This window comes from Streptomyces sp. NPDC048473, from assembly GCF_043200155.1.
Taxonomy (GTDB): domain Bacteria; phylum Actinomycetota; class Actinomycetes; order Streptomycetales; family Streptomycetaceae; genus Streptomyces.
Genome location: NZ_JBICXE010000004.1, coordinates 316919 through 338955, shown reverse-complemented (window position 1 = coordinate 338955; position 22037 = coordinate 316919). Strand labels below are relative to the sequence as shown.

Annotated in this window: 19 protein-coding genes and 1 tRNA gene; 12 read left to right on the top strand and 8 right to left on the bottom strand. The window is 68.9% G+C overall.

Features of this window, described 5'->3' with window-relative positions:
• Positions 1-126: 126 nt before the first annotated feature.
• Positions 127-1092, top strand: a complete 966-nt coding sequence (locus ACGFU7_RS10055; RefSeq protein WP_393694106.1) for a DUF5926 family protein — start codon at positions 127-129, stop codon at positions 1090-1092.
• Between the two features lie 834 nt (positions 1093-1926).
• Here the strand turns inward: ACGFU7_RS10055 and ACGFU7_RS10050 are convergent.
• Positions 1927-2649, bottom strand: a complete 723-nt coding sequence (locus ACGFU7_RS10050; protein WP_393694104.1) for a bifunctional DNA primase/polymerase — start codon at positions 2647-2649, stop codon at positions 1927-1929.
• 664 nt (positions 2650-3313) lie between these two features.
• On the opposite strand from ACGFU7_RS10050, the gene ACGFU7_RS10045 reads away from it, so the two are divergent.
• Positions 3314-4642, top strand: a complete 1329-nt coding sequence (locus tag ACGFU7_RS10045; RefSeq protein ID WP_393694102.1) for a PP2C family protein-serine/threonine phosphatase — start codon at positions 3314-3316, stop codon at positions 4640-4642.
• Between the two features lie 135 nt (positions 4643-4777).
• The gene (locus ACGFU7_RS10040) at positions 4778-6241 is read left to right on the top strand and encodes an aminopeptidase P family protein (RefSeq protein WP_393694100.1); all 1464 of its coding nucleotides are present in this window, start codon (positions 4778-4780) and stop codon (positions 6239-6241) included.
• Positions 6242-6297: 56 nt separating this feature from the next.
• Here the strand turns inward: ACGFU7_RS10040 and ACGFU7_RS10035 are convergent, their stop codons facing one another.
• Positions 6298-6825 carry an ATP-binding protein gene (locus ACGFU7_RS10035; protein ID WP_393694098.1) on the bottom strand — a complete coding sequence of 176 codons (528 nt, stop codon included), beginning with the start codon at positions 6823-6825 and terminating at the stop codon, positions 6298-6300.
• A 260-nt stretch (positions 6826-7085) separates the two neighbouring features.
• Between ACGFU7_RS10035 and ACGFU7_RS10030 the strand changes: the two genes are divergently transcribed.
• The 9 genes from ACGFU7_RS10030 to ACGFU7_RS09990 all read left to right on the top strand — a co-directional run bounded on the left by ACGFU7_RS10030 (position 7086) and on the right by ACGFU7_RS09990 (position 16927).
• Positions 7086-7889 carry a hypothetical protein gene (locus ACGFU7_RS10030; protein WP_393694097.1) on the top strand — a complete coding sequence of 268 codons (804 nt, stop codon included), beginning with the start codon at positions 7086-7088 and terminating at the stop codon, positions 7887-7889.
• A gap of 148 nt (positions 7890-8037) precedes the next feature.
• The gene (locus ACGFU7_RS10025) at positions 8038-8784 is read left to right on the top strand and encodes a YcnI family protein (RefSeq protein WP_393694095.1); all 747 of its coding nucleotides are present in this window, start codon (positions 8038-8040) and stop codon (positions 8782-8784) included.
• A gap of 46 nt (positions 8785-8830) precedes the next feature.
• Positions 8831-9484, top strand: a complete 654-nt coding sequence (locus tag ACGFU7_RS10020; protein WP_393694093.1) for an SCO family protein — start codon at positions 8831-8833, stop codon at positions 9482-9484.
• The gene (locus ACGFU7_RS10015) at positions 9481-9930 is read left to right on the top strand and encodes a copper chaperone PCu(A)C (protein WP_393694091.1); all 450 of its coding nucleotides are present in this window, start codon (positions 9481-9483) and stop codon (positions 9928-9930) included. Before ACGFU7_RS10020 ends, ACGFU7_RS10015 begins: the two co-directional genes overlap by 4 nt.
• A 14-nt stretch (positions 9931-9944) precedes the next feature.
• Positions 9945-11888, top strand: coding sequence for a copper resistance CopC/CopD family protein (locus ACGFU7_RS10010; protein WP_393694089.1), 1944 nt, complete (start codon positions 9945-9947; stop codon positions 11886-11888).
• Between the two features lie 8 nt (positions 11889-11896).
• Complete coding sequence (gene efeB, locus ACGFU7_RS10005) at positions 11897-13210, top strand: iron uptake transporter deferrochelatase/peroxidase subunit (protein ID WP_393694087.1); 1314 nt, start codon at positions 11897-11899, stop codon at positions 13208-13210.
• Positions 13211-13237: 27 nt separating this feature from the next.
• Positions 13238-14173, top strand: a complete 936-nt coding sequence (pheA, locus tag ACGFU7_RS10000) for a prephenate dehydratase (RefSeq protein WP_393694085.1) — start codon at positions 13238-13240, stop codon at positions 14171-14173.
• Between the two features lie 682 nt (positions 14174-14855).
• Complete coding sequence (serS, locus tag ACGFU7_RS09995; RefSeq protein ID WP_393694083.1) at positions 14856-16133, top strand: serine--tRNA ligase; 1278 nt, start codon at positions 14856-14858, stop codon at positions 16131-16133.
• Complete coding sequence (locus ACGFU7_RS09990) at positions 16130-16927, top strand: HAD family hydrolase (protein WP_393694081.1); 798 nt, start codon at positions 16130-16132, stop codon at positions 16925-16927. The genes serS and ACGFU7_RS09990 overlap by 4 nt, the downstream gene beginning before the upstream one ends.
• An 82-nt stretch (positions 16928-17009) precedes the next feature.
• Here ACGFU7_RS09990 and ACGFU7_RS09985 read toward each other — a convergent pair.
• The 6 genes from ACGFU7_RS09985 to ACGFU7_RS09960 form a co-directional block, all read right to left on the bottom strand.
• A tRNA-Ser gene (locus tag ACGFU7_RS09985) sits at positions 17010-17097 on the bottom strand.
• A gap of 309 nt (positions 17098-17406) precedes the next feature.
• On the bottom strand, positions 17407-18102 hold the full coding sequence (locus ACGFU7_RS09980) for a hypothetical protein (protein WP_393694079.1): 696 nt from the start codon (positions 18100-18102) through the stop codon (positions 17407-17409).
• Positions 18103-18424: 322 nt separating this feature from the next.
• Positions 18425-19144 carry an ABC transporter permease gene (locus ACGFU7_RS09975; RefSeq protein WP_393694078.1) on the bottom strand — a complete coding sequence of 240 codons (720 nt, stop codon included), beginning with the start codon at positions 19142-19144 and terminating at the stop codon, positions 18425-18427.
• A 30-nt stretch (positions 19145-19174) separates the two neighbouring features.
• Complete coding sequence (locus ACGFU7_RS09970) at positions 19175-20086, bottom strand: ABC transporter ATP-binding protein (protein WP_393694076.1); 912 nt, start codon at positions 20084-20086, stop codon at positions 19175-19177.
• The gene (locus tag ACGFU7_RS09965; RefSeq protein WP_393694074.1) at positions 20083-20991 is read right to left on the bottom strand and encodes an ABC transporter permease; all 909 of its coding nucleotides are present in this window, start codon (positions 20989-20991) and stop codon (positions 20083-20085) included. Before ACGFU7_RS09965 ends, ACGFU7_RS09970 begins: the two co-directional genes overlap by 4 nt.
• The gene (locus ACGFU7_RS09960) at positions 20981-21970 is read right to left on the bottom strand and encodes an ABC transporter ATP-binding protein (RefSeq protein WP_393694271.1); all 990 of its coding nucleotides are present in this window, start codon (positions 21968-21970) and stop codon (positions 20981-20983) included. The genes ACGFU7_RS09965 and ACGFU7_RS09960 overlap by 11 nt, the downstream gene beginning before the upstream one ends.
• Between the last annotated feature and the right edge of the window lie 67 nt (positions 21971-22037).

The window sequence follows — 22037 nt, the reverse complement described above, 5'->3', positions numbered from 1 at the left end:
AGGCGTACGCGCGGGCGTTCCGCACTCCCGTACCGCCGGGCGCGCAGGCGGGTGTGTCCCGGACGCGACACGGGCCGCTAGGCTCGCGGCCCAGACCGCACTGTCGCAATCGGGAGAAAGCCCACCATGGCCAAGAAGCGCCCTCAGACCAAGGCCGGGAAGCAGCAGCTCAAGGACGGCGAAATCCCGGTGGTCGGGGCTCGCGAGCCCTGCCCGTGCGGTTCGGGCCGCCGCTACAAGGCGTGTCACGGCCGCGCCGCCGCCCAGGCGGTGACCGAGCTCGTCCACCGTCCCTTCGAGGGCCTGGCCGGCGAGTGCGACTGGGTCGCGCTGCGCGAGCTGGTGCCCGCCGCCACGGTCGAGCTGACGCTGAAGAACGGGCTGCCCGAGGGTGTGCCCTCAGTGACGCTCGCGACCGTCCTGCCGATGGCATGGCCGGCGCTCCGCCGCGACGACGGCTCGGTGCTGCTCGCCCTGCAGAACGACACCCCGTCCGGCGACCTCAGCCGTGACCTCGCGGACACGCTGCAGCGGGCGCTGGACGCCGAGCCCGGTTCGCCCGTGGCCGCCCGGCGCGCACCGGCCGACGGTCCGCGACTGCAGGACGTACTCGACCCCGGCGCGGCGTTCGAACCCGTGGTCCACTCCGGATTCGAGTTCTGGGTTCCGGACGCGGAGAACGCCACGCCCGAGGTGTCCGCGTCCCTGGAGCGCGCGAACGAGGCGGCGATCCCGACGACGCTGCTCTCCGGCGTGGACGCCGCGTACTGGTGCGAGACCCCGGAGAAGAACCACCTGCGCTGGGTCATGCCGCACCCCGAGGAGCAGCTTCTCGACGCGCTCGCCCGGCTGCACGCCGCCGGCACCTCCTCGCTGGGCGAGGGAACGCGGCTGGTCGGCTCCTTCCGGGCGCATGGGCTGATGGTCCCGGTCTGGGATCTGCCGAGTGCCATGGGGGCCGCGGAGTGCGAGAAGCCCGCGGCCGAGCTCGCGGAGCGGCTGACCGCGGCGCTCGCCTCGGACGCGCCGCTCACCGCCGAGGAGCGGCGGGCCCGTGGCGGGCTCACCAACCGCCAAGTGACGCTCAGCTGACAGTGACGACCCCGGGGTCCGTTCGGTGATGCGTGTCACAACTCGCCGCGCTCGCAGGTAAATCGATGTCCTAATACGCGAGATCGAATTTGCGAACGGCAGATCTCTTGTTACCGTTCTAGAAGCCCGGTCGCTGGTGCATCCCCCGTCGCCAGCGATCGGGCATTCTCATTTCCGGGTACGGCGCACAGCGCGCGATGCGGCGCACGAGCCCGCGCACGAACCCCTCGCCGGTGCAGCCCGGCCCCCACCTCCGCAGCGGGCCCCGACAGCCCAGCACCTGCGCACCGTCGCCAACCCGGCGCGACAGAGCCCGGATTGACGGCGGGTCGCCCTCGGCAGCAGAGCCCCCTCCGCCCGACGCACCGCACATGTTCCGCCGGAGCGACCGATCTCGGACAGAAGCGGGAAGCCGGAACTCCTTTACGAATACCCCTCTAGAGATATTCGAATACATCTTCGAGGGGGTTTTGGAAGATCCATCAGAAAGTCCTCCGCCGACGCACTTTGCAGCGGCAGACTTTGCATTGACCGGCATGAGGCCGGGGCCGATGGAGCGGCCGGAGAGGGACGGGGGAAGACGAGAGCGGAACCGGAGCCGTGAACGCCGTCACACCCGTGATACCGATCACGCGGCATCACCCCTCGACATCCGTCGATACCTGTCGGCTTCGCCCGAATTCCTGACGGTCCGCCGGAGATATGGGCGGAATACGCACACTCCGGCGCCGCACGCCCTTTTACTCCGGGAACTCAGGTCGGCTCACGTCCGAATGAGTGAGCCGACCACTGATCCCGCGCCCTCAGGGGACGCGGCGCACCCGCCGACCGCCGTCAGTAGGCGAGCCGACTGCCGCCGTCCGGTGCGCTGTTGCTCGCCTCGACCAGTGCGTCGAGTACCGCCCCCACATCCGGCAGCCACGGCGAGGCGGATCCGGGGAGGGGCTCTCCTCTGTCCGAGCGCAGCCGGGAGCCCGGGGAAGGAGCCCGTTCCCAGCGCACCTGCCCCGTCCCCACCTCGGACGGCGGAAGGACGAGATAGCCGCCCTCGCCATGGAAACGCAGCGAGCTGGGAACCCGGTCCTTGGCGTGCAGCAGCTCGCCGAGCCGTTCGAGGGTGTACGGGGCGACCAGCAGCGACCACCGGGTCGGCGTCGCCACCACGGGGCCGAGCCGCGTGCCCATCCGGTCCAGCTCGGCCAGCGCCCGGGCGGCGGCCACGGCCGGCAGGCTCAGCGCGCACGGGGCGCTGCCGCCGGTGGCCAGCACGATCGGAGCGGTGGGCCGGTTGGCCCACCACCAGCGCACCATGCGCTCGTCGGTGGTCGCCGCGAGGAGACCGGGATCGAAGGGGTGTGCGCCGGGTACGACGCACTCGGGATCGGGACAGGCACAGCCACGGTCACGGTCACCGCGACCACCGGCCGCCCCCAGTCCCACTCCGGGGAGCACGGGCCACTGCCATGCGGTGGCACAGGTCAGGACCGCGTCCAGTTGGGCGGGCCTCACCCTGCGCCGGAGCCGGAGCCTGCGTCGCCTTCCGAGGATCTCGCGCATGAGCGCTCGTTCCTTTCCGTTGAACGCCGAGGGTCCACATCACATCACGCGTGCGTCACCACACGCGTTCATCACTTCACTGTGCGTACATGCTCTTCAAATCTGCGGTACGGGTGCATCGTCGGTACCGAGCATGCGCTGAGCCGGGTCGAACAGGAGCGAGACGGGTCCGGACACAAGCATGGCGAGGAGCAGCGCACGTATCGCGCCTGCCGTCCCAAGGTGCAAACCCCGCCACTCGGGGGTGGGGGCGTGGCCGTCACAAGAGAGGACGCCCGGGCCCACTGCCAGGTTCCGGGGCGATCAGAACTGCCCCTGGTCATCATCGATTACGTACCCAGCATGCCCGAAATGACGCTCCCTCTGGGACTTCACCCCGAGAACACCCCCTGTCGAGCACACCCAGTCGACCGCAAATAGCCGCCATAGGGTGCATTTTTTGGCCAACTTATGAGTCACTTGGACACCACAAATCCCGCAGGGACAATGCTGGACATGGCCTTACTTGTGCGTGTACATGTGGATGCTACGTGTACATGTGGATGCACTGATAGCGGCGCAGAATGACATGGGGGTTTGCGATGCTATTCGACGAAACGCACCGGTTGGAAAGCCGACTGCCATGAGCGCCCCGCACCTGCCGAAAGTGGCTGGAATCGATCCCATGGTTCCTGTTTCAGCGCACACTGCCGGTTCTCTGTCCGAAGTACCGGCCGTCCCCGGAGCGTTCATCCAGGACCGGCTGGCCGGCTGGGTCTCCGACCTCACCACGCTGCACGAGCTCACCGAGCGACTGGCCAGAACCAGCACGCTCAACGACGCGCTGCACGAACTGCTGGACGCCGGAGCCGCCCTGGTCGGTGCCCGCCGCGGTCTGGTCGTCTTCGAACCGTCCGACCGCCGCGGCCCGGTGAGCACCATCGGCCTCGGACTCGCCCATGCCGAGCTCGGACACATCGAGACGGTGCCGCGCAGTGCCACCTCCTACGGCCGGATCCTGGAAGGACTCCCGGACGCCGAGGGAGCGCAGACCACCCCTGATCTGCTCGGCGACACCAGCCTGGACCCCCGCCGCCGCGAGGTCGCCGCCCGGCTCGGATACGCCGCCAGCTACGCCCTGCCGCTCACCGCCGAGGCGACCGGCAGGCTCGGTGCCGCCGTCTGGCTGTACGACGAACCCGCCGAACCAGTGGAACGCCAGCGCCATCTCGTCGGCCTCTACGCCGGACACGCCGGCGAGCATCTGGCCAGGCTGCTGGAGCTGGAGCGGGCCAGGGCCGATGTCGCCACCGTCACGGAAGAGCTGCTGCCCAGCCGGCTGCCCCGGGTCACCGGCGTACAGCTGGCCGCACGCCATCGCACGGCACCGCAGGGCGGCGGCGACTGGTACGACGCGCTGGCCCTGCCGGAAGGTGCGCTCGGTCTCGCCGTGGGCTCGGTGAACGGCTCCGGGCCGAGCGCCCTGGCCGCCATGGGCCGGCTGCGTGCCGGCCTGCGGGCGTACGCGGTGATGGAGGGCGAGGATCCGGTCGCCGTGCTCTCGGATCTGGAACTGCTGCTGCGGCTGACCGAGCCCGCCCGTTCCGCGACCGCCCTGTTCGCCTACTGCGAACCCGCCCGCCGCAAGATCCTGCTGGCCGGCGCCGGCCACACCCCGCCGCTCGTGATCGGAGACCGGCGCACCGAGTTCATCGAGACCTCGATCTCCGCACCGCTGGGCATGCTCGCCTGCTGGGAGGCGCCCAGCGTGGAGATCACCCCCGCGCCCGGCGAGACCGTACTCCTCTACACCGACGGGCTGCTGCGCCGCACCGGCGACTCGATGGACCGGGCGTTCGCACGGCTCCACTCGGCGGCGGCGCGCGTGCCGAAGGCGCTGCGTGACAACGCCGGGTCCGTTGCCGACCACGTGCTGCGGACCATGCTTCCGGACGGGCTCGACCACGGCGACAGCACGGAGGACGTGGTCATTCTGGCCGCGCGCTTCGACTGAGCCGGCCGGCGCGCCCCGACCGAGTTGTGCAGTCCGCCCCGGCCAAGCTGTGTAACAGGTCTTCCGGCCCTGTGCCCCCTTCCGTACGCCCGTACGATGGACGGGGTCCAGTGTCGTATCAAGGAGAGACAAGTCGTGGCTGAGGAGCTCACCCCGGAGAACCCGGAGACCGAAGAAGAAGAGACGGTCAAGCAGCGGAAGAACGGCCTGTACCCGGGCGTCTCCGATGAACTCGCCGCGAACATGAAGTCCGGTTGGGCCGATACGGAACTGCACGGCCTCGAACCGATCGCCCAGGCCGAGCACACCGCCGCGCGCCGCGCCGCGCTCTCCGCGCGTTTCCCCGGTGAGCGTCTGGTCATCCCCGCGGGCAAGCTGAAGACCCGCTCCAATGACACCGAGTACGCCTTCCGCGCCTCCACCGAGTACGCGTACCTCACCGGCGACCAGACCCAGGACGGCGTCCTCGTACTGGAGCCGACCCAGGACGGGCACGAGGCGACCATCCACCTGCTGCCGCGCTCCAACCGCGAGAACGGCGAGTTCTGGCTCGACGGCCAGGGCGAGCTGTGGGTCGGCCGCCGCCACTCCCTCGCCGAGGCCGAGCAGCTGCTGGGCATCCCGGCGAAGGACGTGCGCGAGCTCCCGGCCGCGTTGGTCGAGGCCACCGGCCCGGTCCGTAACGTCCGCGGCCACGACGCCGGCATCGAGGCCGCGCTGACCGACAAGGTCACCGCGGAGCGCGACGAGGAGCTGCGCGTCTTCCTCTCCGAGGCCCGGCTGGTCAAGGACGCCTTCGAGATCGCCGAACTGCAGAAGGCCTGCGACGCCACCGCACGCGGATTCGAGGACGTCGTCAAGGTCCTCGACAAGGCCGAGGCGACGAGCGAGCGCTACATCGAGGGCACCTTCTTCCTGCGCGCCCGCATCGAGGGCAACGACATCGGCTACGGCTCGATCTGCGCGGCCGGCCCGCACGCCACCACCCTGCACTGGGTGCGCAACGACGGCGCGGTGCGCTCCGGCGAGCTGCTGCTGCTCGACGCCGGTGTGGAGACCAATGACCTCTACACCGCCGACGTGACGCGCACCCTTCCGATCAACGGCACGTTCACGCCGCTGCAGCGGAAGATCTACGACGCCGTGTACGAGGCCCAGGAAGCGGGCATCGCGGCCGTCAAGCCCGGTGCCGACTACCGCGACTTCCACGACGCCGCACAGCGCGTGCTCACCGAGAAGCTCGTCGAGTGGGGCCTGCTGGGCGACCTGTCCGTGGACAAGGTCCTGGAGCTGGGCCTCCAGCGCCGCTGGACGCTGCACGGCACCGGCCACATGCTCGGCATGGACGTCCACGACTGCGCCGCCGCGCGCACCGAGACGTACGTCAACGGAACGCTTGAGCCCGGCGTCTGCCTCACGGTCGAGCCCGGTCTGTACTTCCAGACCGACGACCTGACCGTCCCCGAGGAGTACCGGGGCATCGGCGTCCGGATCGAGGACGACATCCTCGTCACCGAGGACGGCAACCGGAACCTCTCCGACAAGCTGCCGCGCCGGGCCGACGAGGTCGAGGCGTGGATGGCTCAGCTCAAGGGCTGATTCGGAACGTCCGGCAGGTCCGGCGACGGACCTCCACGCGCCGAAGGGCGCCCCGCTCAGGACACCATGAGCAGGGCGCCCTTCCGCCATTTCAGGACCTTGTCGAAACTCACCAAGGCGCCACGGCCGGGACGGTTGCCGAAGTGGACATGATCGGCGAGCTGCTCGATCAGACAGAGCCCCCGGCCGTCCTCCGCGCCGAGCGGCGGGTACTGCTGGGGATCGTGCTGCTGAGCGGAAGTGCGCAGCGTGCGCCTGGCGGGGAAACCGGGCCCCGAATCGGCGACTTCGATACGGCACTTCTCGCCGTCCAGATAAGCGGTGACCCGGTACTGCCCGCAGGCCGTCCCGGATAGCTCGTCCCAGACATCCCACGGATCCCGGCCCGCGCTCTGCTCCCCCGGGACCCTGTGGTCGCCGCCGTGCTCAACGGCGTTGGCACAGGCCTCGCTGAGCGCGACCGAAAGGTCGAAGGAGATCTCCGGATCCACACCCGCGGTCTCCATCGCGCCCAGCAGGAAACGACGGGCGAGCGGAACGCTCGCAGCCTCGCGCCGCAAATGGAGGGACCACCAGATGCTCATGCTCCAGCCTCCTGGCTGCGGCTCGACATACCGATACGTATTGCCGCGCAGGACCGTTCGTAAGCACAGACCGGATGTGAGACCGCTCATTCGGCGGATACCAGCACTCCGTACATCCGTGTATGCCAGACCCGGCCGATGTCCCCGACCGGTGTCCAAACCCGGTCACAGCGGCCCCGGCCCGCATCCAATCGGACGGAAGGTGACCTTCCGGACCTGCCGTACGGAGGCCCGGGGCGCGGTGCGATGATGGCCCCGCCATGTCTATGCCTGTCGCACGCGCCGGAGCCGGTCTGCGGCTCCTGAGGGCCGCGGTGTTCACCGCGGTCTGTGTCGCGCTGTCCGCGGCAGGCCACTCCCTGGCTTCCTGCGCAGCCGTCCCCTGGTGGACCCTGCTCGCCGGATTCCTGGGGATCTTCGCGGTGGCGGCACCGCTCGCCGGACGCGAGCGCTCACTGCCGTCCATCGCCGCCGCACTGGCCGGCGGACAGATCGCCCTGCACACCCTCTTCGGCGTGGGTACGCACGCCCCCTCGACGGACACCGCGACGGGCGACGACTCACTGATCCGGTTCGCGGCAAGCCTCGTGTGCGGCATGGGACCGGCGCAGTTGAACGCCGCCGAAGCGCACCGCATCGTCACCACCGCGGGCATCGACCCGGCGTCGGTGGCGGCCGGCAGCCACCAGCACATGGTCTCCGCATCCGGCCCGGACCCGGCAGGCCTCGCCGGTCTGCTGCCCAGCCTGCCCATGCTGCTCGGCCATCTGCTGGCCGCCGTGGCCACCGGCTGGCTGCTGCGGCGCGGCGAGATCGCCCTGTTCCGGCTGGCCCGGCTCTCCGCGCACGGCGCCCAGCAGGTCGCGGCCGGGGCCCGGTTGCGTGCGCTGCGCGCCGCGCTCGCGCTCGTGAACGCCCTGCACGCCGGACTTCCCGGGGGCCCGGCGACCGGGCCGCGCGCCCTGCGTACCGCAGTCGACGCCCCGGCCCCCGCCACCGGGGATCCGTTGCAGCACATGGTGATCAGGCGCGGGCCGCCACCCGTATACGCACTCGCAGCCTGACGCGACACCCTCCACTCGATGATGGATCCCTTTGGGCCATGCGAGTCGGCGCACGCATGCCGCACGTGGGGAAGAGGTGTCGCGATGCCGTCGCGCACCCGCGCGCCGGACCACCTTTCCTTCGTGCTTCCCTGGAGTGTTCCCTGTCATGAACGTTTCCCGCATCGCCCTCGCCGGCGGCATCGCCGCGTCCACCGTGCTGATCCTCGCCGGGACGGCCTCCGCACACGTCAGCGTGCAGCCGCAGGGCGAGGCCGCCAAGGGCGGTTACGCCACCGTCAACTTCAAGGTCCCCAACGAGCGCGACGACGCCTCGACGACCAAGGTCGAGGTCAACTTCCCGACCGACCACCCGCTGGCCTCCGTCATGCCGCAGGCCGTACCCGGCTGGGACATCGAGGTCACCAAGAGCAAGCTGGCCAAGCCGCTCGAGATGCACGGCCAGAAGATCAACGAGGCCGTCTCCAAGGTGACCTGGACGGCCAAGGGCGACAAGAACGACCTCGGTATCCGCCCGGGCAGCTTCCAGCAGTTCCCGCTCTCCATCGGCCAGCTCCCCGAGGACACCGACCAACTGGTGTTCAAGGCCATCCAGACGTACGACGACAAGGAAGTCGTCCGCTGGATCGAGGAGCAGAAGGACGGTGCCGCCGAGCCCGAGAGCCCGGCACCGGTCCTCAAGCTGACCGCGGCGACCACCGACGAGCACGGTGCGGCCGCCGATGACAAGGGCAGCGCCGACGCCTCCGCGAAGGCCGCGGACAAGCAGACGACAGCCGCGTCGGACGAGTCCTCCAGCGACACCACCGCCCGCGTCCTCGGCATCGTCGGCATCGTCATCGGCGCCGCAGGGGTGGCCTTCGGCGTCCTCGCAGGCCGCCGCCGCACCGCCTGACCCACAGCCCCACCAGTTCCACCGACCCACCAGGAATCAGTGCTTCATGCGTAAGAAAACTGTGCTGGCCGCGGCGTTCGCCGCCGCGGCCGCGCTCACCCTGTCCGCCTGCGGCAGCAGCGACGACGGCGCCAAGAAGCCCGTCGCCGATGTGTCGGTCCAGGCCAAGACCAAGGCCGCGACGGTCCTCGACCAGCCGTTCACCAAGCCCGACCTCGTCCTCACCGACACCCACGGCAAGAAGTACGACCTCCGTGAGCAGACCAAGGGCAAGCCGACGCTGATCTACTTCGGCTACACCAACTGCCCCGACGTCTGCCCGCTCATCATGAGCAACATCGCCATCGCCAAGAAGTCCCTCCCCAAGGCCGAGCAGGACAAGCTCCAGGTCGTCTTCGTGACCACCGACCCCGAGCGGGACACCCCGGCCTCACTGGGCAGTTGGCTCAAGGCCCAGGACGCCTCCTTCATCGGCCTCACCGGCGACTTCCCGACCATCCAGGCGGGCGCACGCCAGATCGGCATCGGCATCGACGCCCCGAAGAAGGAGAAGGACGGCACGGTCGTCTCGATGCACGGCTCCCAGGTCATCGCGTTCTCCCCGAAGACCGACAAGGGGTACCTCGTGTACAGCGAGGACACCTCGCCCGACGACTACGCCAAGGACCTCCCCAAGATCGTCAAGGGGGAGACTCCGTGAACCGCCGCACCACCCTCGCCGGCGTCATCGCCCTCACCACCGGGCTGACGCTGGCGGGGTGCTCGTCCTCGGGCAGCAAGCCCGAGCTGAAGGTGACCGGCGCGTTCATGCCTCAGCCCGTCAGCGACATGGCAGCCGGATTCCTCGTCGTGAAGAACAGCGGCGGCACGTCCGACCGCCTCACCTCGGTCACCAGCCCCCTCTCGGACGACGTCACGATCCACGAGACGAAGAACCAGACGATGCGCATGGTGACGTCCTTCGAGGTACCCGCGGGCGGCGAGCTGGATCTGGAACGCGGCGGCAGCCACATCATGTTCATGAAGCTCAAGCAGCAGCCCAAGCAGGGCGAGAAGGTGTCCGTGGAGCTGCACTTCGAGAAGGCCGACCCGATAAAGGTCGACCTTCCCGTGAAGGAGACCACCCACAACCCGAAGAAGCAGTGAGGGACTGACTCACCATGACAGCCACCGCCCCGCACTTCGGACCGTCCCCGTCCACTCCCGCGCTGCGCCGGCCACTCGCCGCGGCCGCACTCCTGGCCGCCCTTGTCGGCATGGTGCTCGGCCTGCTGCTGGGCGGCGCGGGCCCCGCGTCCGCGCATGCCGCGCTCACCGGGAGCGATCCGCAGGACGGGGCGGTGGTCGACACCGCTCCCAAGGAGGTCACGCTCACCTTTTCCGAACAGGTCGCCATGGGCGACGACTCCATCAGGGTCCTGGACCCGGCCGGCAAGCGCGCCGACACCGCCGCCGCACCGCGTGATCTGCAGAGCGGCTCCACCGTGAAGTACGGCGTCTCACTGCACACCGGGCTGCCCGACGGTACGTACACCGTCGCCTGGCAGGCCGTCTCCGCGGACAGCCACCCCGTCTCGGGCGCCTTCACCTTCTCCGTCGGAGCCCCCTCCAAGACCACCGTCGCCCTCCCGACGGACCAGGCCGGCGGCGGCCTCGTCGGCACCCTCTACGGCATCGCGCGCTACGCCGCGTACGCCGGTTTCATCCTGCTGGCCGGCGGCGCCGCCTTCGTACTGGCCTGCTGGCAGCGCGGGGCGGGGGCACGCCCGCTGCAACGCCTGGTCGTACGCGGCTGGATGACCCTCACCGCGGCCACCCTGGCCATGCTGCTCCTGCGCAACCCCTACACCGGCTCCGGGAAGCTCGCGGACGCCTTCGACCTCGACGGTCTGAAGGCCGTGCTCGACACCAAGCCCGGGGCGGCACTCGTATCCCGGCTGCTGCTGCTCGGCGCCTCCGCACTCTTCATCGCCGTACTGTTCGGGGCGTACGCGAAGCGCGAGGACGAGCGCGAGAAGAAGGACCTCACCTTCGGACTGGCCATCGGCGGCACGGTGATCGCCGCCGGGATCGCCGGGACCTGGGCGCTCGCCGAACACGCCTCGACCGGGATCCAGCCGGGCATCGCCATGCCGGTCGACGTGCTCCACCTGCTGGCCGTCGCCACCTGGCTGGGCGGGCTGACGGCCCTGCTGGTCGCGCTGTACCGGACGCCGGACATCGGAACCACGGCCGTACGGCGCTTCTCACGTATCGCGTTCGGCAGCGTGCTCGTGCTCACCGCCACCGGGCTCTACCAGTCCTGGCGCCAGGTCGGCACCTGGTCCGCGCTCACCGGCACCGGGTACGGGCAACTGCTGCTCGTAAAGGTGGGGCTCGTTGCCGTCCTGGTCGGGATCGCCTGGATCTCACGTCGCTGGACCGCACGGCTGGTCACGAACGGAACCGACGCGGAGGGAGAGGAGGCCGGGGCCGAGGCCGAGGCTGAGGAGGCCGCCTCAGCCGCACCGGCGTCCTTGGCCGAGGGCCCAGCGCGGGCGGCCCAGCTCGCCCGGCAGAGGGCCGCCGTGGCCACCGCCGAGAAGAAGCGGATCCGCGATGCCGACCCCGACCGGTCCGGGCTCCGCCGATCGGTGCTGGCGGAAGTCGGAGTCGCCGTGGCGCTGCTGGCCGTGACGACCGTACTGACCTCGACCGAGCCGGGACGTACCGAGGAAGAAGCGGCCCGCACCTCCACCGCGGCAACCGCCCCCGCGGCCGAAGGCCCGGTCAATCTGACGCTGCCCTTCGACACCGGCGGCAAGAACGGCAAGGGAACGGTGCGGATGGACATCGACCCCGCCCGTACCGGCGCCAATGAACTCCACATCTGGATCGACAGCATCGACGGCAAGGCCATGGACATCCCCGAACTGAAGCTCGCCTTCACTCTGGAGTCCAAGGACATCGGCCCGCTCCCCGTCGTCCCTGTCCGGCTCACCGAGGGTCACTGGACCGCGAACAACGTCCAGATCCCGATGGCGGGCAACTGGAAGGTCGCGGTGACCGTACGTACGTCGGACATCGATCAGACAACCATCGACAAGAACGTGAAGATCGGCTGAGCAGGATCGTGAGCGGAAACAGCAACAGGAAAACCTCCGCAGGCAGCGGGGACGACAGAACCCCTGGCAGCGGCGCCATCTCCCGGCGGCGGCTGCTCGGCAGCGCGGGCGCGGCCGGTGCGACCGGACTGGTACTGGGTACGGCGGGCGGCGCGACCGGCTATGCAGCGACCCGGCCCGACGAACCGGCCGCTCTGACCGCGGTCGGCTCCACCCAGGTGATGTTTCACGGGAAACATCAACCGGGGATCACCACTCCGCTTCAGGCCCGCGGCCATCTCGTCGCCTTCGATCTGACGCCCGGCGCAGGACGGAAGGAAGCAGCTGCGCTGATGCGCCGATGGTCGACCGTGGCCAGGCGCCTGATGGCCGGCGAACCCGCCGACAGCGGCACGGCGGACGGTGCGGCCCATGACACCGGGATCTCGCTGGATGCCGGACCGTCCTCACTGACCATCACGTTCGGCTTCGGCCGCACCTTCTTCGAGCGCACCGGCCTGGTCGGCCACCGGCCACCGGGGCTCGACCCGCTGCCGCCGTTCTCCTCCGACCACATCGACGCCAAGCGCTCCAACGGTGACCTCTGGGTACAGATCGGCGCCGACGACGCACTCGTCGCCTTCCACGCGCTGCGTGCCGTGCAGAAGGAGGCCGCCCCGGCCGCCAGGGTCCGCTGGCAGATGAACGGCTTCAACCGCAGCCCCGGCGCCACCGCGCAGCCGATGACCGCCCGCAATCTGATGGGCCAGATAGACGGCACCGGTAACCCGAAGCCCGGCGAGAGCGACTTCGACCGGCGCATCTTCGTCCCGGCCGGAACAGATGCGAAGTACGACTGGCTGGCAGGCGGCTCGTATGCGGTGGTACGGCGGATCAGGATGCTGCTCGACGACTGGGAGAAGCTCCCGGTGGAACGGCAGGAGCAGGTCATAGGGCGCCGCAAGAAGGACGGCGCTCCGCTGAGCGGCGGCACCGAGACCACCACGATGGACCTCGACAAGGCAGGCCCCGACGGCAAGCTCCTGATCCCGGACAACGCCCATGCCCGGATCTCCTCCCCCGAGAGGAACAGCGGCGCGGCCCTGATGCGGCGCCCCTTCTCGTACCACGACGGCATCTCGGCGGACGGCACTCCCGACGCCGGGCTGCTGTTCATCTGCTGGCAGGCGGATCCGCTGCGGGGGTTCGTCCCGGTGCAGCGCAAGCTGGACCGAGGCGATGCCCTGTCGCCGTTCATCCGGCACGAGGCCAGCGGCCTGTTCGCGGTGCCGGGCGGTGCGGAGGACGGCGAATACGTGGGTCAGCGGCTACTGGAGTCCTGAGGGACCGAGGCACATTAGGGTGACGGTATGTCCGCCACGCGCTACGCATATCTCGGCCCTGAAGGCACCTTCACCGAGGTCGCCCTCCGTACGCTCCCGGAAGCCGCCACCCGCGAACTCGTCCCGATGGTCTCCGTACCGGTGGCTCTGGACGCGGTGCGCAGCGGCGCCGCCGCGGCAGCGCTCGTACCGATCGAGAACTCCGTCGAGGGCGGCATCACCGCGACGCTCGACGAGCTGACCACCGGCGAACCGCTGATGATCTACCGCGAGGTGCTGCTCTCCATCACCTTCGCCCTGCTGGTGCGGCCCGGTACCAAGCTGTCCGACATCAAGTCGGTCACCGCGCATCCGGCCGCACAGCCGCAGGTGCGCAACTGGATGGCCGCCCATCTCCCGGACGTCGTATGGGAGTCGGCGGCCTCCAACGCCGACGGTGCCCGGCTGGTGCAGGAGGGACGGTACGACGCCGCCTTCGCCGGTGAGTTCGCGGCGGCGACCTACGGCCTCGAACCGCTGGTGACCGATATCCATGACGCGGTGAACGCGCAGACCCGCTTCGTCCTGGTGGGCCGCCCGGCCCGGCCGGCGGCGCCGACAGGTGCGGACAAGACGTCGGTGGTCATCTGGATGGGCGAGGACCACCCCGGTGCGCTGCTCGAACTGCTCCAGGAGTTCGCGGTGCGCGGGGTGAACCTGATGCTGATCCAGTCGCGGCCGACGGGGGCCGGCATCGGGAACTACTGCTTCGCGGTGGACGCCGAGGGGCACATCGCGGACCGCCGGGTCGGCGAGGCGTTGATGGGGCTGAAGCGGATCTGCCCGAAGGTGCGGTTCCTCGGGTCGTACCCGCGGGCCGGGGTGGCGTTGCAGGACGTACGGCCGCTGCGGGCGGGGACGTCGGACGCGGAGTTCACGGAGGCCTCCGACTGGCTGGCCCGGAATCTGGACGGCCGGGGCTGACTGCGGTTCGGGATTGACGGTCCCGGGGCTGACCGTCCCCGGGCTGACCGTCCCCGGGCTGACGGCGGTTCGGGGCTGACGGTCCCGGGAGCCGGTGCGCCCGGTTGTCGGCACGCCTGAACCACCGGTGCTATCTACCGCTTTTCATCATCCACAGAGTTATCCACAGGGGTAGTTCTCGACCTGGGGACAAGTCGACACCCCAATACGACATGGTCGACATATCGCTCCAGTCGACTCAGATACATCCACAGGTCGACAGGGTCGGCCGAGTTGCCCCGTGTCACCTCAATTCCATTGATCAACTCATTAGGACGGTGAATTCCCACCCGAACGAGCGTCTGAAGTGGGTTTGAGCGGGGAATCCATGAGCCCCCACGCAGCTTTCGGAATGATCCCTTCCGGTGTCCACAGATCTTCCTCACAGCCTGTGGATAACCTTGAGAAGCGCCAATACCTGTGGACAAGTGACGCCCAACTCCCCTTCCAGGCAAGGGGGATACGTCAAGACGGTCGATACCTTCTGCCCCATTTAGGGGAATAAACTCTTTTTATTGACGGTCGAGATCAACTCCGGCCACGTAATACCTTCCAGCATTACTAATTCGGGCAATTCGGGCAAAGTGACACGCTTGGCAATATCGGTTCGAGCTGGAGAAGCGCACACCGGTAGCCTGGAGGGGTGATTGACCTTCGCCTGCTCCGTGAGGACCCCGACCGTGTTCGCGCCTCCCAGCGCGCCCGTGGAGAGGACGTCGCGCTTGTCGACGCCCTTCTCTCCGCCGACGAGCGGCGCAGGTCGTCCGGCGTCCGCTTCGACGAACTCCGCTCCGAGCAGAAGTCGCTCGGCAAACTCATCCCCAAGGCTTCGCCCGAGGAGCGCGCCGAGCTCCTCAAGAAGGCCGAGCAGCTGAAGGCCGACGTCAAGGCGGCCGACGCGGCACAGGACGAGGCCGACGCCCAGGCCAAGAGCCTGATGCTCCAGCTCGGCAACATCGTTCACGAGGACGTGCCGGTCGGTGGCGAGGAGGACTTCGTCATCCTGGAGACGCACGGCACGATCCGTGACTTCGGGGCCGAGGGCTTCGAGCCCAAGGACCACCTGGAGCTCGGCGAGAAGCTCGGCGCCATCGACATGGAGCGTGGCGCCAAGGTCTCCGGTTCGCGCTTCTACTACCTGACGGGTGTCGGCGCGCTGTTGGAGCTCGCCCTGGTCAACGCGGCGATCGCACAGGCCACCGAGGCCGGCTTCGTCCCGATGCTGACGCCTGCTCTGGTCCGCCCGCGCGCCATGGAGGGCACCGGCTTCCTCGGCCAGGCCGCGGAGAACGTGTACCACCTGGAGAAGGACGACTTCTACCTGGTCGGCACCTCCGAGGTCCCGCTCGCCGCGTACCACATGGACGAGATCATCGAGGCCGACAAGCTGCCGCTGCGGTACGCGGGCTTCTCGCCGTGCTTCCGCCGCGAGGCCGGTACGTACGGCAAGGACACCCGGGGCATCTTCCGCGTCCACCAGTTCGACAAGGTCGAGATGTTCTCGTACGTCGACCCGGCGGACGCCGAGGCAGAGCACCGCAGGCTCCTGGACTGGGAGAAGCAGTGGCTCACCGCTCTTGAGCTGCCCTTCCAGGTGATCGATGTCGCCAGCGGCGATCTGGGGTCCTCGGCCTCCCGGAAGTTCGACTGCGAGGCGTGGATCCCGACGCAGGGCAAGTACCGCGAGCTGACGTCCGCTTCGAACTGCAACGGTTTCCAGGCGCGCCGCCTGTCCGTCCGGATGCGCGACGGCAAGAAGGTCCAGCCGCTGGCCACGCTGAACGGCACGCTGTGCGCCGTACCGCGCACGATCGTGGCGATCCTGGAGAACCACCAGCTGGCCGACGGCTCCGTACGGGTGCCCGAGGTGCTCCGTCCGTATCTGGGCGGGCGCGAGGTTCTGGAGCCGGTCGCCAAGTGACCTTTCCGTACAAGCTCGTCGCGACCGATCTCGACGGCACGCTGCTGCGTAACGACGACACGGTCTCCGAGCGCACCCGTGAGGCACTGGTCGCGGTCACCGCGGCCGGTGCCGCGCACATCATCGTCACCGGCCGCTCGGTCCCGTGGACCCGGCACATCCTGGACGACCTGGGCTACGAGGGGCTCGCGGTCTGCGGCCAGGGCGCGCAGGTCTACCACGCGGGCGAGCGCAAGCTGCTGACCTCGCTGACGCTGGACCGGCAGCTCGCCGGTCTCGCGCTGTCCAAGGTCGAGGCGGAGGTCGGCCCGCTGGCGCTGGCGGCGAGCCGTGACGGGCTCGACGGCGAAGTGCTGGTCGGCCCCGGCTACCGCGTACAGGAAGGGCCGCTTCCGGCTGTCTTCGCCAAGGACCCGGCCGAGTTGTGGTCGGCCCCTCTGAACAAGGTCTACATCCAGCATCCCGATCTCGACGACGACGCACTGGCGAAGGCCGCGCGATCGGCCGTGGGCAACCTGGTGGACGTGGTCATGGCCGGTCCCGGTGTGGTGGAGATCCTGCCGCTGGGGCTGAGCAAGGCGACCGGACTCTCGCTGGCCGCGCGTCGGCTGGGTCTGAAGGCCGCGGACACTCTGGCCTTCGGCGACATGCCGAACGACATCCCGATGTTCGCCTGGGCGCAGCGGGGTGTGGCGATGGCCAATGCGCATGAGGATCTGAAGGCCGTGGCCCAGGAGATCACCGCATCCAACGAGGACGACGGCATCGCTGTGGTGCTGGAGCGGCTGCTCTAGTCGTACGGGTACGGGTACGGGCGGGCGGGCGGGCGGGCGGGAACAACTGCTCCGGCCGTACCGGTACCCGACGCTGCTGCTGCGGAGGATGCGCGGATCGAACGCGCGCGGGGTTCACAGCCCCGACGACGGCTTAGCAAGCCGCTGCCTTACCACTCGGCCAATCCTCCGGGAGGGCGGCCGCGCGATGCGCAGACCGGCCGCCCCGGGCGTCCTGCTCCGATCGGCACGGCGGAGTCGTCGGTGACTACTCCGGCGCCGGCTCGGGCCCGCCCTGCTGGGAACTCGACGGACTCGGACTCTCGGTCATCGTCGCGCTCCTCTCCCGGCCGGTGGCGTGCATGTCGGCGTGCGGCTGTTGTTGTCGGGGCGTGCTGCACCGACTTCGGCAGGTGCTGTACCAACTACTGTGCTCGGGACGGCCTTTCGGTGCCACCCATTTTCCGGGCAACGCCGAAAGGCCGCGAACAGCCTTCGGATCAGCGCTGCTTGTTGCGGCGGCTCAGATCCTTCAGATGGCGGGCGAGATCATCCATCCTGCCGTCGATGCGGACGATGTCCTCGGACAGGAGGCCCAGCCGCACGCTCATGGCGCCGACGACCTGATGTGTGACGTCCAGCCTCCGGTCGAGGCTGTCGAGCCGGTGCGACATCCTGTTGAGGACGGGCCCGAGCTCCTGAAGCGCGCTGCCCACTCCGGCGAGGCAGCTCTCGACCCGGGTGACGCGGTGTTCGAGCGAGGCGTATCCGGCGCGCAGGTCCTGCTCGGCGTCGAGCAGATACGTACGGACGCATCGGGCGATGTCGCTGTCGCGAAGAAGCATCGCGACGTTGAGCACGGTCCTGCGGGTGTAGATCCTGAGCTGGGTCGCCGCCTGTGGATAACTTTCCGGCACCTCACCCGCCCATAGCGACAGCATGTCGCTATGGAAGGAGCGCAGCTCAGCGCCGCGCAGCACTCGCATCCCGTTCTCCACGAGCTCGTTCTGATGGCGGTCGGTGAGCCTCCTGACGGCGGTTGTGGATACTTCGAAGTAACGAGCCACCTCCTCTGTGCGAAGGTGAATTCCGTCCGGGAGCATGACAAGGCTCTTGACCTTTTCGAGGACATCGACGCGCCCCATCTGCTCGACGCGCAGCGCACGTGATTCGAGCAGGGCAACTTCCGTGGGCATGGACATGCCTTCCGATCGTGAAACCGACGATGGACAGCCCTGTCCCGGGCTTGAGGGGCGGAGGACGCTCACGGTTGCCACTCACTCAATGACCGACCCGGCGGGTACTACCTCACCGGCATCGGCAATCCCTGATTCACGAAAGCTACGACGCCACGGATTCCAGTTGCCTCCACGCATCCTGCACAACGAACCGATAACCGTACAGTTACGCGTAAGACCGTCCGAAATGCGTCAACCCCCGCCCAAGAGGCGAGGGTTGACGGAGATCGGAGTGATCAGAAACGGAGCAGGGCAGAGATGTCCGGAGGAAACCCCCCGGTCACTCCTCGCCGGCGAGCTTCAGCGTGCGCAGCTTCTGCCCCGCGTACCAGGTCGCCACCACCGTGACCGCCACCAGCAGGACCGTCGCGACCGGCAGCCCGACATCGGAGGTGATCGCGCCCGCCCCGCCGACCTTCTCGGCGACCGCGAGGGACCACTGCTGAACGCTGAGTGTGCGTGCCCCCGGCACCAGGGTGCCGAACAAGGCCTCCCACACCAACGCGTAGACGAGGCCGAAGACGACCGCGTGCCGGCTGACGGTGCCCAGCAGCAGGAACAGCGCGCTGTACGCGATCGAGGCGACCAGTGCCGCGATGGTGTAAGCCACCGCGATCTGCTGGCCGTTGCCGTTGAGGATCAGCCCCGCGATCAGCGTGGGCAGTGCGGAGAAGACCATCGTGACGGCGATGGCCACGATCAGCTTGGTGGCGATGATCGTCGGCCGCTTCACCGGCTTGGCCAGCAGATAGACGATCGATCCGTCGTCGATCTCGGGGCCGATGGCTCCGGTTCCGGCGATCACACCGATCAGCGGCACCATCGTGGCGAGGGCGAAGCCGCCCAGCACATCCGAGGCGACCTGGTCATCGGCCCCGGCGAACGTCCGTACCGCCACGGCGATGATCACCAGCAGTGCCGGCAGGACGAAGAGGATGGCGGCCCGGCGTCGGCCGAGCAGGGCCCGGTAGGTGAGCCGGGCGACTGTGGGGTCGTACATGACGCTTCACAGCTCCTTTCAGGCCACTACTCAGGCCGCTACGAGATAGGAAAAGACCGATTCAAGGGACTCGTCGGACGGCGAAACGGTCAGAAGGCGAATTCCGTGCTCACGTGCGACCTTCGGCAGCAACTCGGTGAAGCGTCCGAAGTCGACCGCCTGGATACGCAGGGCCTGTTCGCCCAGGTCCACCTCGATACCGGCCGTCGACGGGTCGGCAATGAGCGCGGCAGCGAGGGCGCGGTCGTCGCTGGAGCGTACGAGATAGCGGTGCGGGCGGTCCGTCATCAGCCGGCGGATCTTCCGGAAGTCACCGGACGCCGCGTGCCGTCCCGCCACGATCACCTCGATGTGCGAGGCGAGTTGTTCGACCTCTTCGAGGATGTGGGAGGAGAAGAGCACGGTACGGCCCTCCGCTCCCATCCGTCGCAGCAGCGCCATCAGCTGCATCCGCTGGCGCGGGTCCATCCCGTTGAACGGCTCGTCGAGCAGCAGCACCGACGGTTCGTGGACCAGGGCGGACGCCATCTTCACGCGCTGGCGCATGCCCTTGCTGTACGTCGAGATCTTGCGGTCCTGCGCGTACTCCATCTCGACCGTGGCCAGCGCCTTCTGCGCCGCCGCCTCGTCGAGTCCCTGCAGCTCCGCATTGGCGACGACGAACTCGCGGCCGGTCAGGAAGTCGTACATCCCTTCCCGTTCCGGCACGATCCCGATCTCCTTGTACACCGCTTCATTGCGCCAGATCGGCCGGCCGTCGAGCGTGACCGTGCCGGTCGACGGGGCGAGGAAGCCGGCCATCATGTTGATCAGCGTGGACTTTCCCGCACCGTTGGGGCCGAGCAGTCCGGTGACGCCCGGGCCCACCGTCATGCTCACGTCGTTGACGGCGACCACATTGCCGAACCAGCGCGAGGTGTGGTCGATCTCGATGGTGGTCACAGCCCGACCCTCCGGTAGCGGCGCATCAGTACGGCGAACGAGCCGGCGACGAGCGCGAGAACAACGATCAGATAGACCACGCCGGCCCCCGCCCCCGGGCCTTCCCCTCCGGGGAAGGCCGAATCGGCCCCGAGGAACGCGGTCTGTACACCGCCGATCAGTGTGATGGGGGAGAAGAGCCCCAGCCACTCGATGGCCCCCGCCGAACCCGTCTGCCAGGCAATGGCCTGGACCGTGGAGACCGCTCCGTAGGAGATGGTCAGTACGGCGATCACCGCGGCGACACCGAAACCGCGGCGCGGTGTCAGCGCGGCCATCACCAGGCCCAGTCCGGCGAAGAGCACGGAGAGCAGCGCCACCGACACCAGCCCCTGTCCGAACCCCTTGGTCTGCTCGGCGAAATCGAACTTCCCGAGCAGCGCGCCCGCATAGAGGATGACGAGCGGCGCCCCGGTGAGGATGAAGAGCGCGGACGCCATGGCCGCCAGCTTCGCGACGACGTAGTCGATCCGCTCGATCGGCCGTGAGAAGTACAGCGGCACGCTCTTGAAGCGCAGGTCGCGGGAGACCGACTGCGGTGCCTGCGCGGCAAGGAAGAGGCCGATGACGGCCTGCAGATAGATCGCGAACGCCGTGTACTTGACCGGCAGTGCCGTGGCCCCCGGGGTGGCGATGGCGACCGCGACGATGATCGCCGCGATCATGCACATCACACCGAAGAGCAGCATCGGCAGCACCTTGGACTTGGCGGAACGCCCCAGTCCGAAGGAACCCCGCAGGGACTGGGAGTAGAGCGAGCGCCGCGCATAGCCGCGGCCCAGCCGCATGCCGTCGTAGGAGCGGTACCCGATGTTGTGGATCCGGGAGGTCTCGCTCCCGCTCACGGCCCCGGTCTCAGTGCTCATCACGACCGCTCCCCTTCTGCTGTACGGCCCCGACGGCCGCGGACACGGTCTGCGCCACGGCTGCGGCCTGCGGTGCCTCTTCGGTACGGAAGACCTCGGCGATGTGGTGGCGCCGCTGCTCCATCCGTACGAGCCCGAGCCCGAGCCCGGCGACGCTGTCGCGCACGATGTCGTACGTCTCCTCGCCGGTCGCCTCGATCAGCAGGATGTGGCCCGCGCCGGGCAGCCCCTGCCCGTCGAGACCGTCATGGCCCATGAGCTTGACGCCGGCCCGGGTGAGGGCCTGACGCAGTGCGTCGGTGCCGTCCGGGTGGGTATCGCTGTCGGTGACCTCGACCGCGAGGGTCGTGGTGGTCTGCGTGAAGTCGCTGGTGGAGCTGGAGCGCAGGAGTGTGCCGCCATCGATGACGACGACATGGTCGCAGGTACGTTCCAGCTCACCCAGGAGGTGCGAGGTGACCAGCACCGAGATGCCGAAGTCCGTGTGCACGCGGCGGATCAGCCCGAGCATCTCGTCGCGGCCGACCGGGTCGAGGCCGTTCGTCGGCTCGTCGAGCAGGACCAGCTGCGGGTCGTGGACCAGTGCCTGGGCCAGTTTCACGCGCTGCTTCATGCCGGTCGAGTAGCCACCGATGGGGCGGTAGCGCTCCTCGTACAGACCGACGTGGCGCAGCGTGTCGGCGGTGCGCTCGCGCGCTGCCGTCGGCGGCAGTCCGGACATCCGCGCCATGTGGACGACGAACTCCGTGGCCGAGACGTCCGGCGGCAGACAGTCGTGCTCCGGCATGTAGCCGACCCGTTCCCGGATGGCGGCGCCATGGGTGGCGACGTCGAGCCCGAGCACCGCGGCCCGGCCTTCGGTGGCGGGGGACAGACCCAGCAGGATCTTGATCAATGTGGACTTGCCGGCTCCGTTGGAACCCACCAGGCCGGTCACACCGGGCCCGATGTCCAAGGAGAGCCGGTCAAGCGCGGTCACCCGGGGGAACCGCTTGCTCAGGCTTTCGGTCGCGATCACAGTCACGTCTTCGACGATAGTGGCGCGG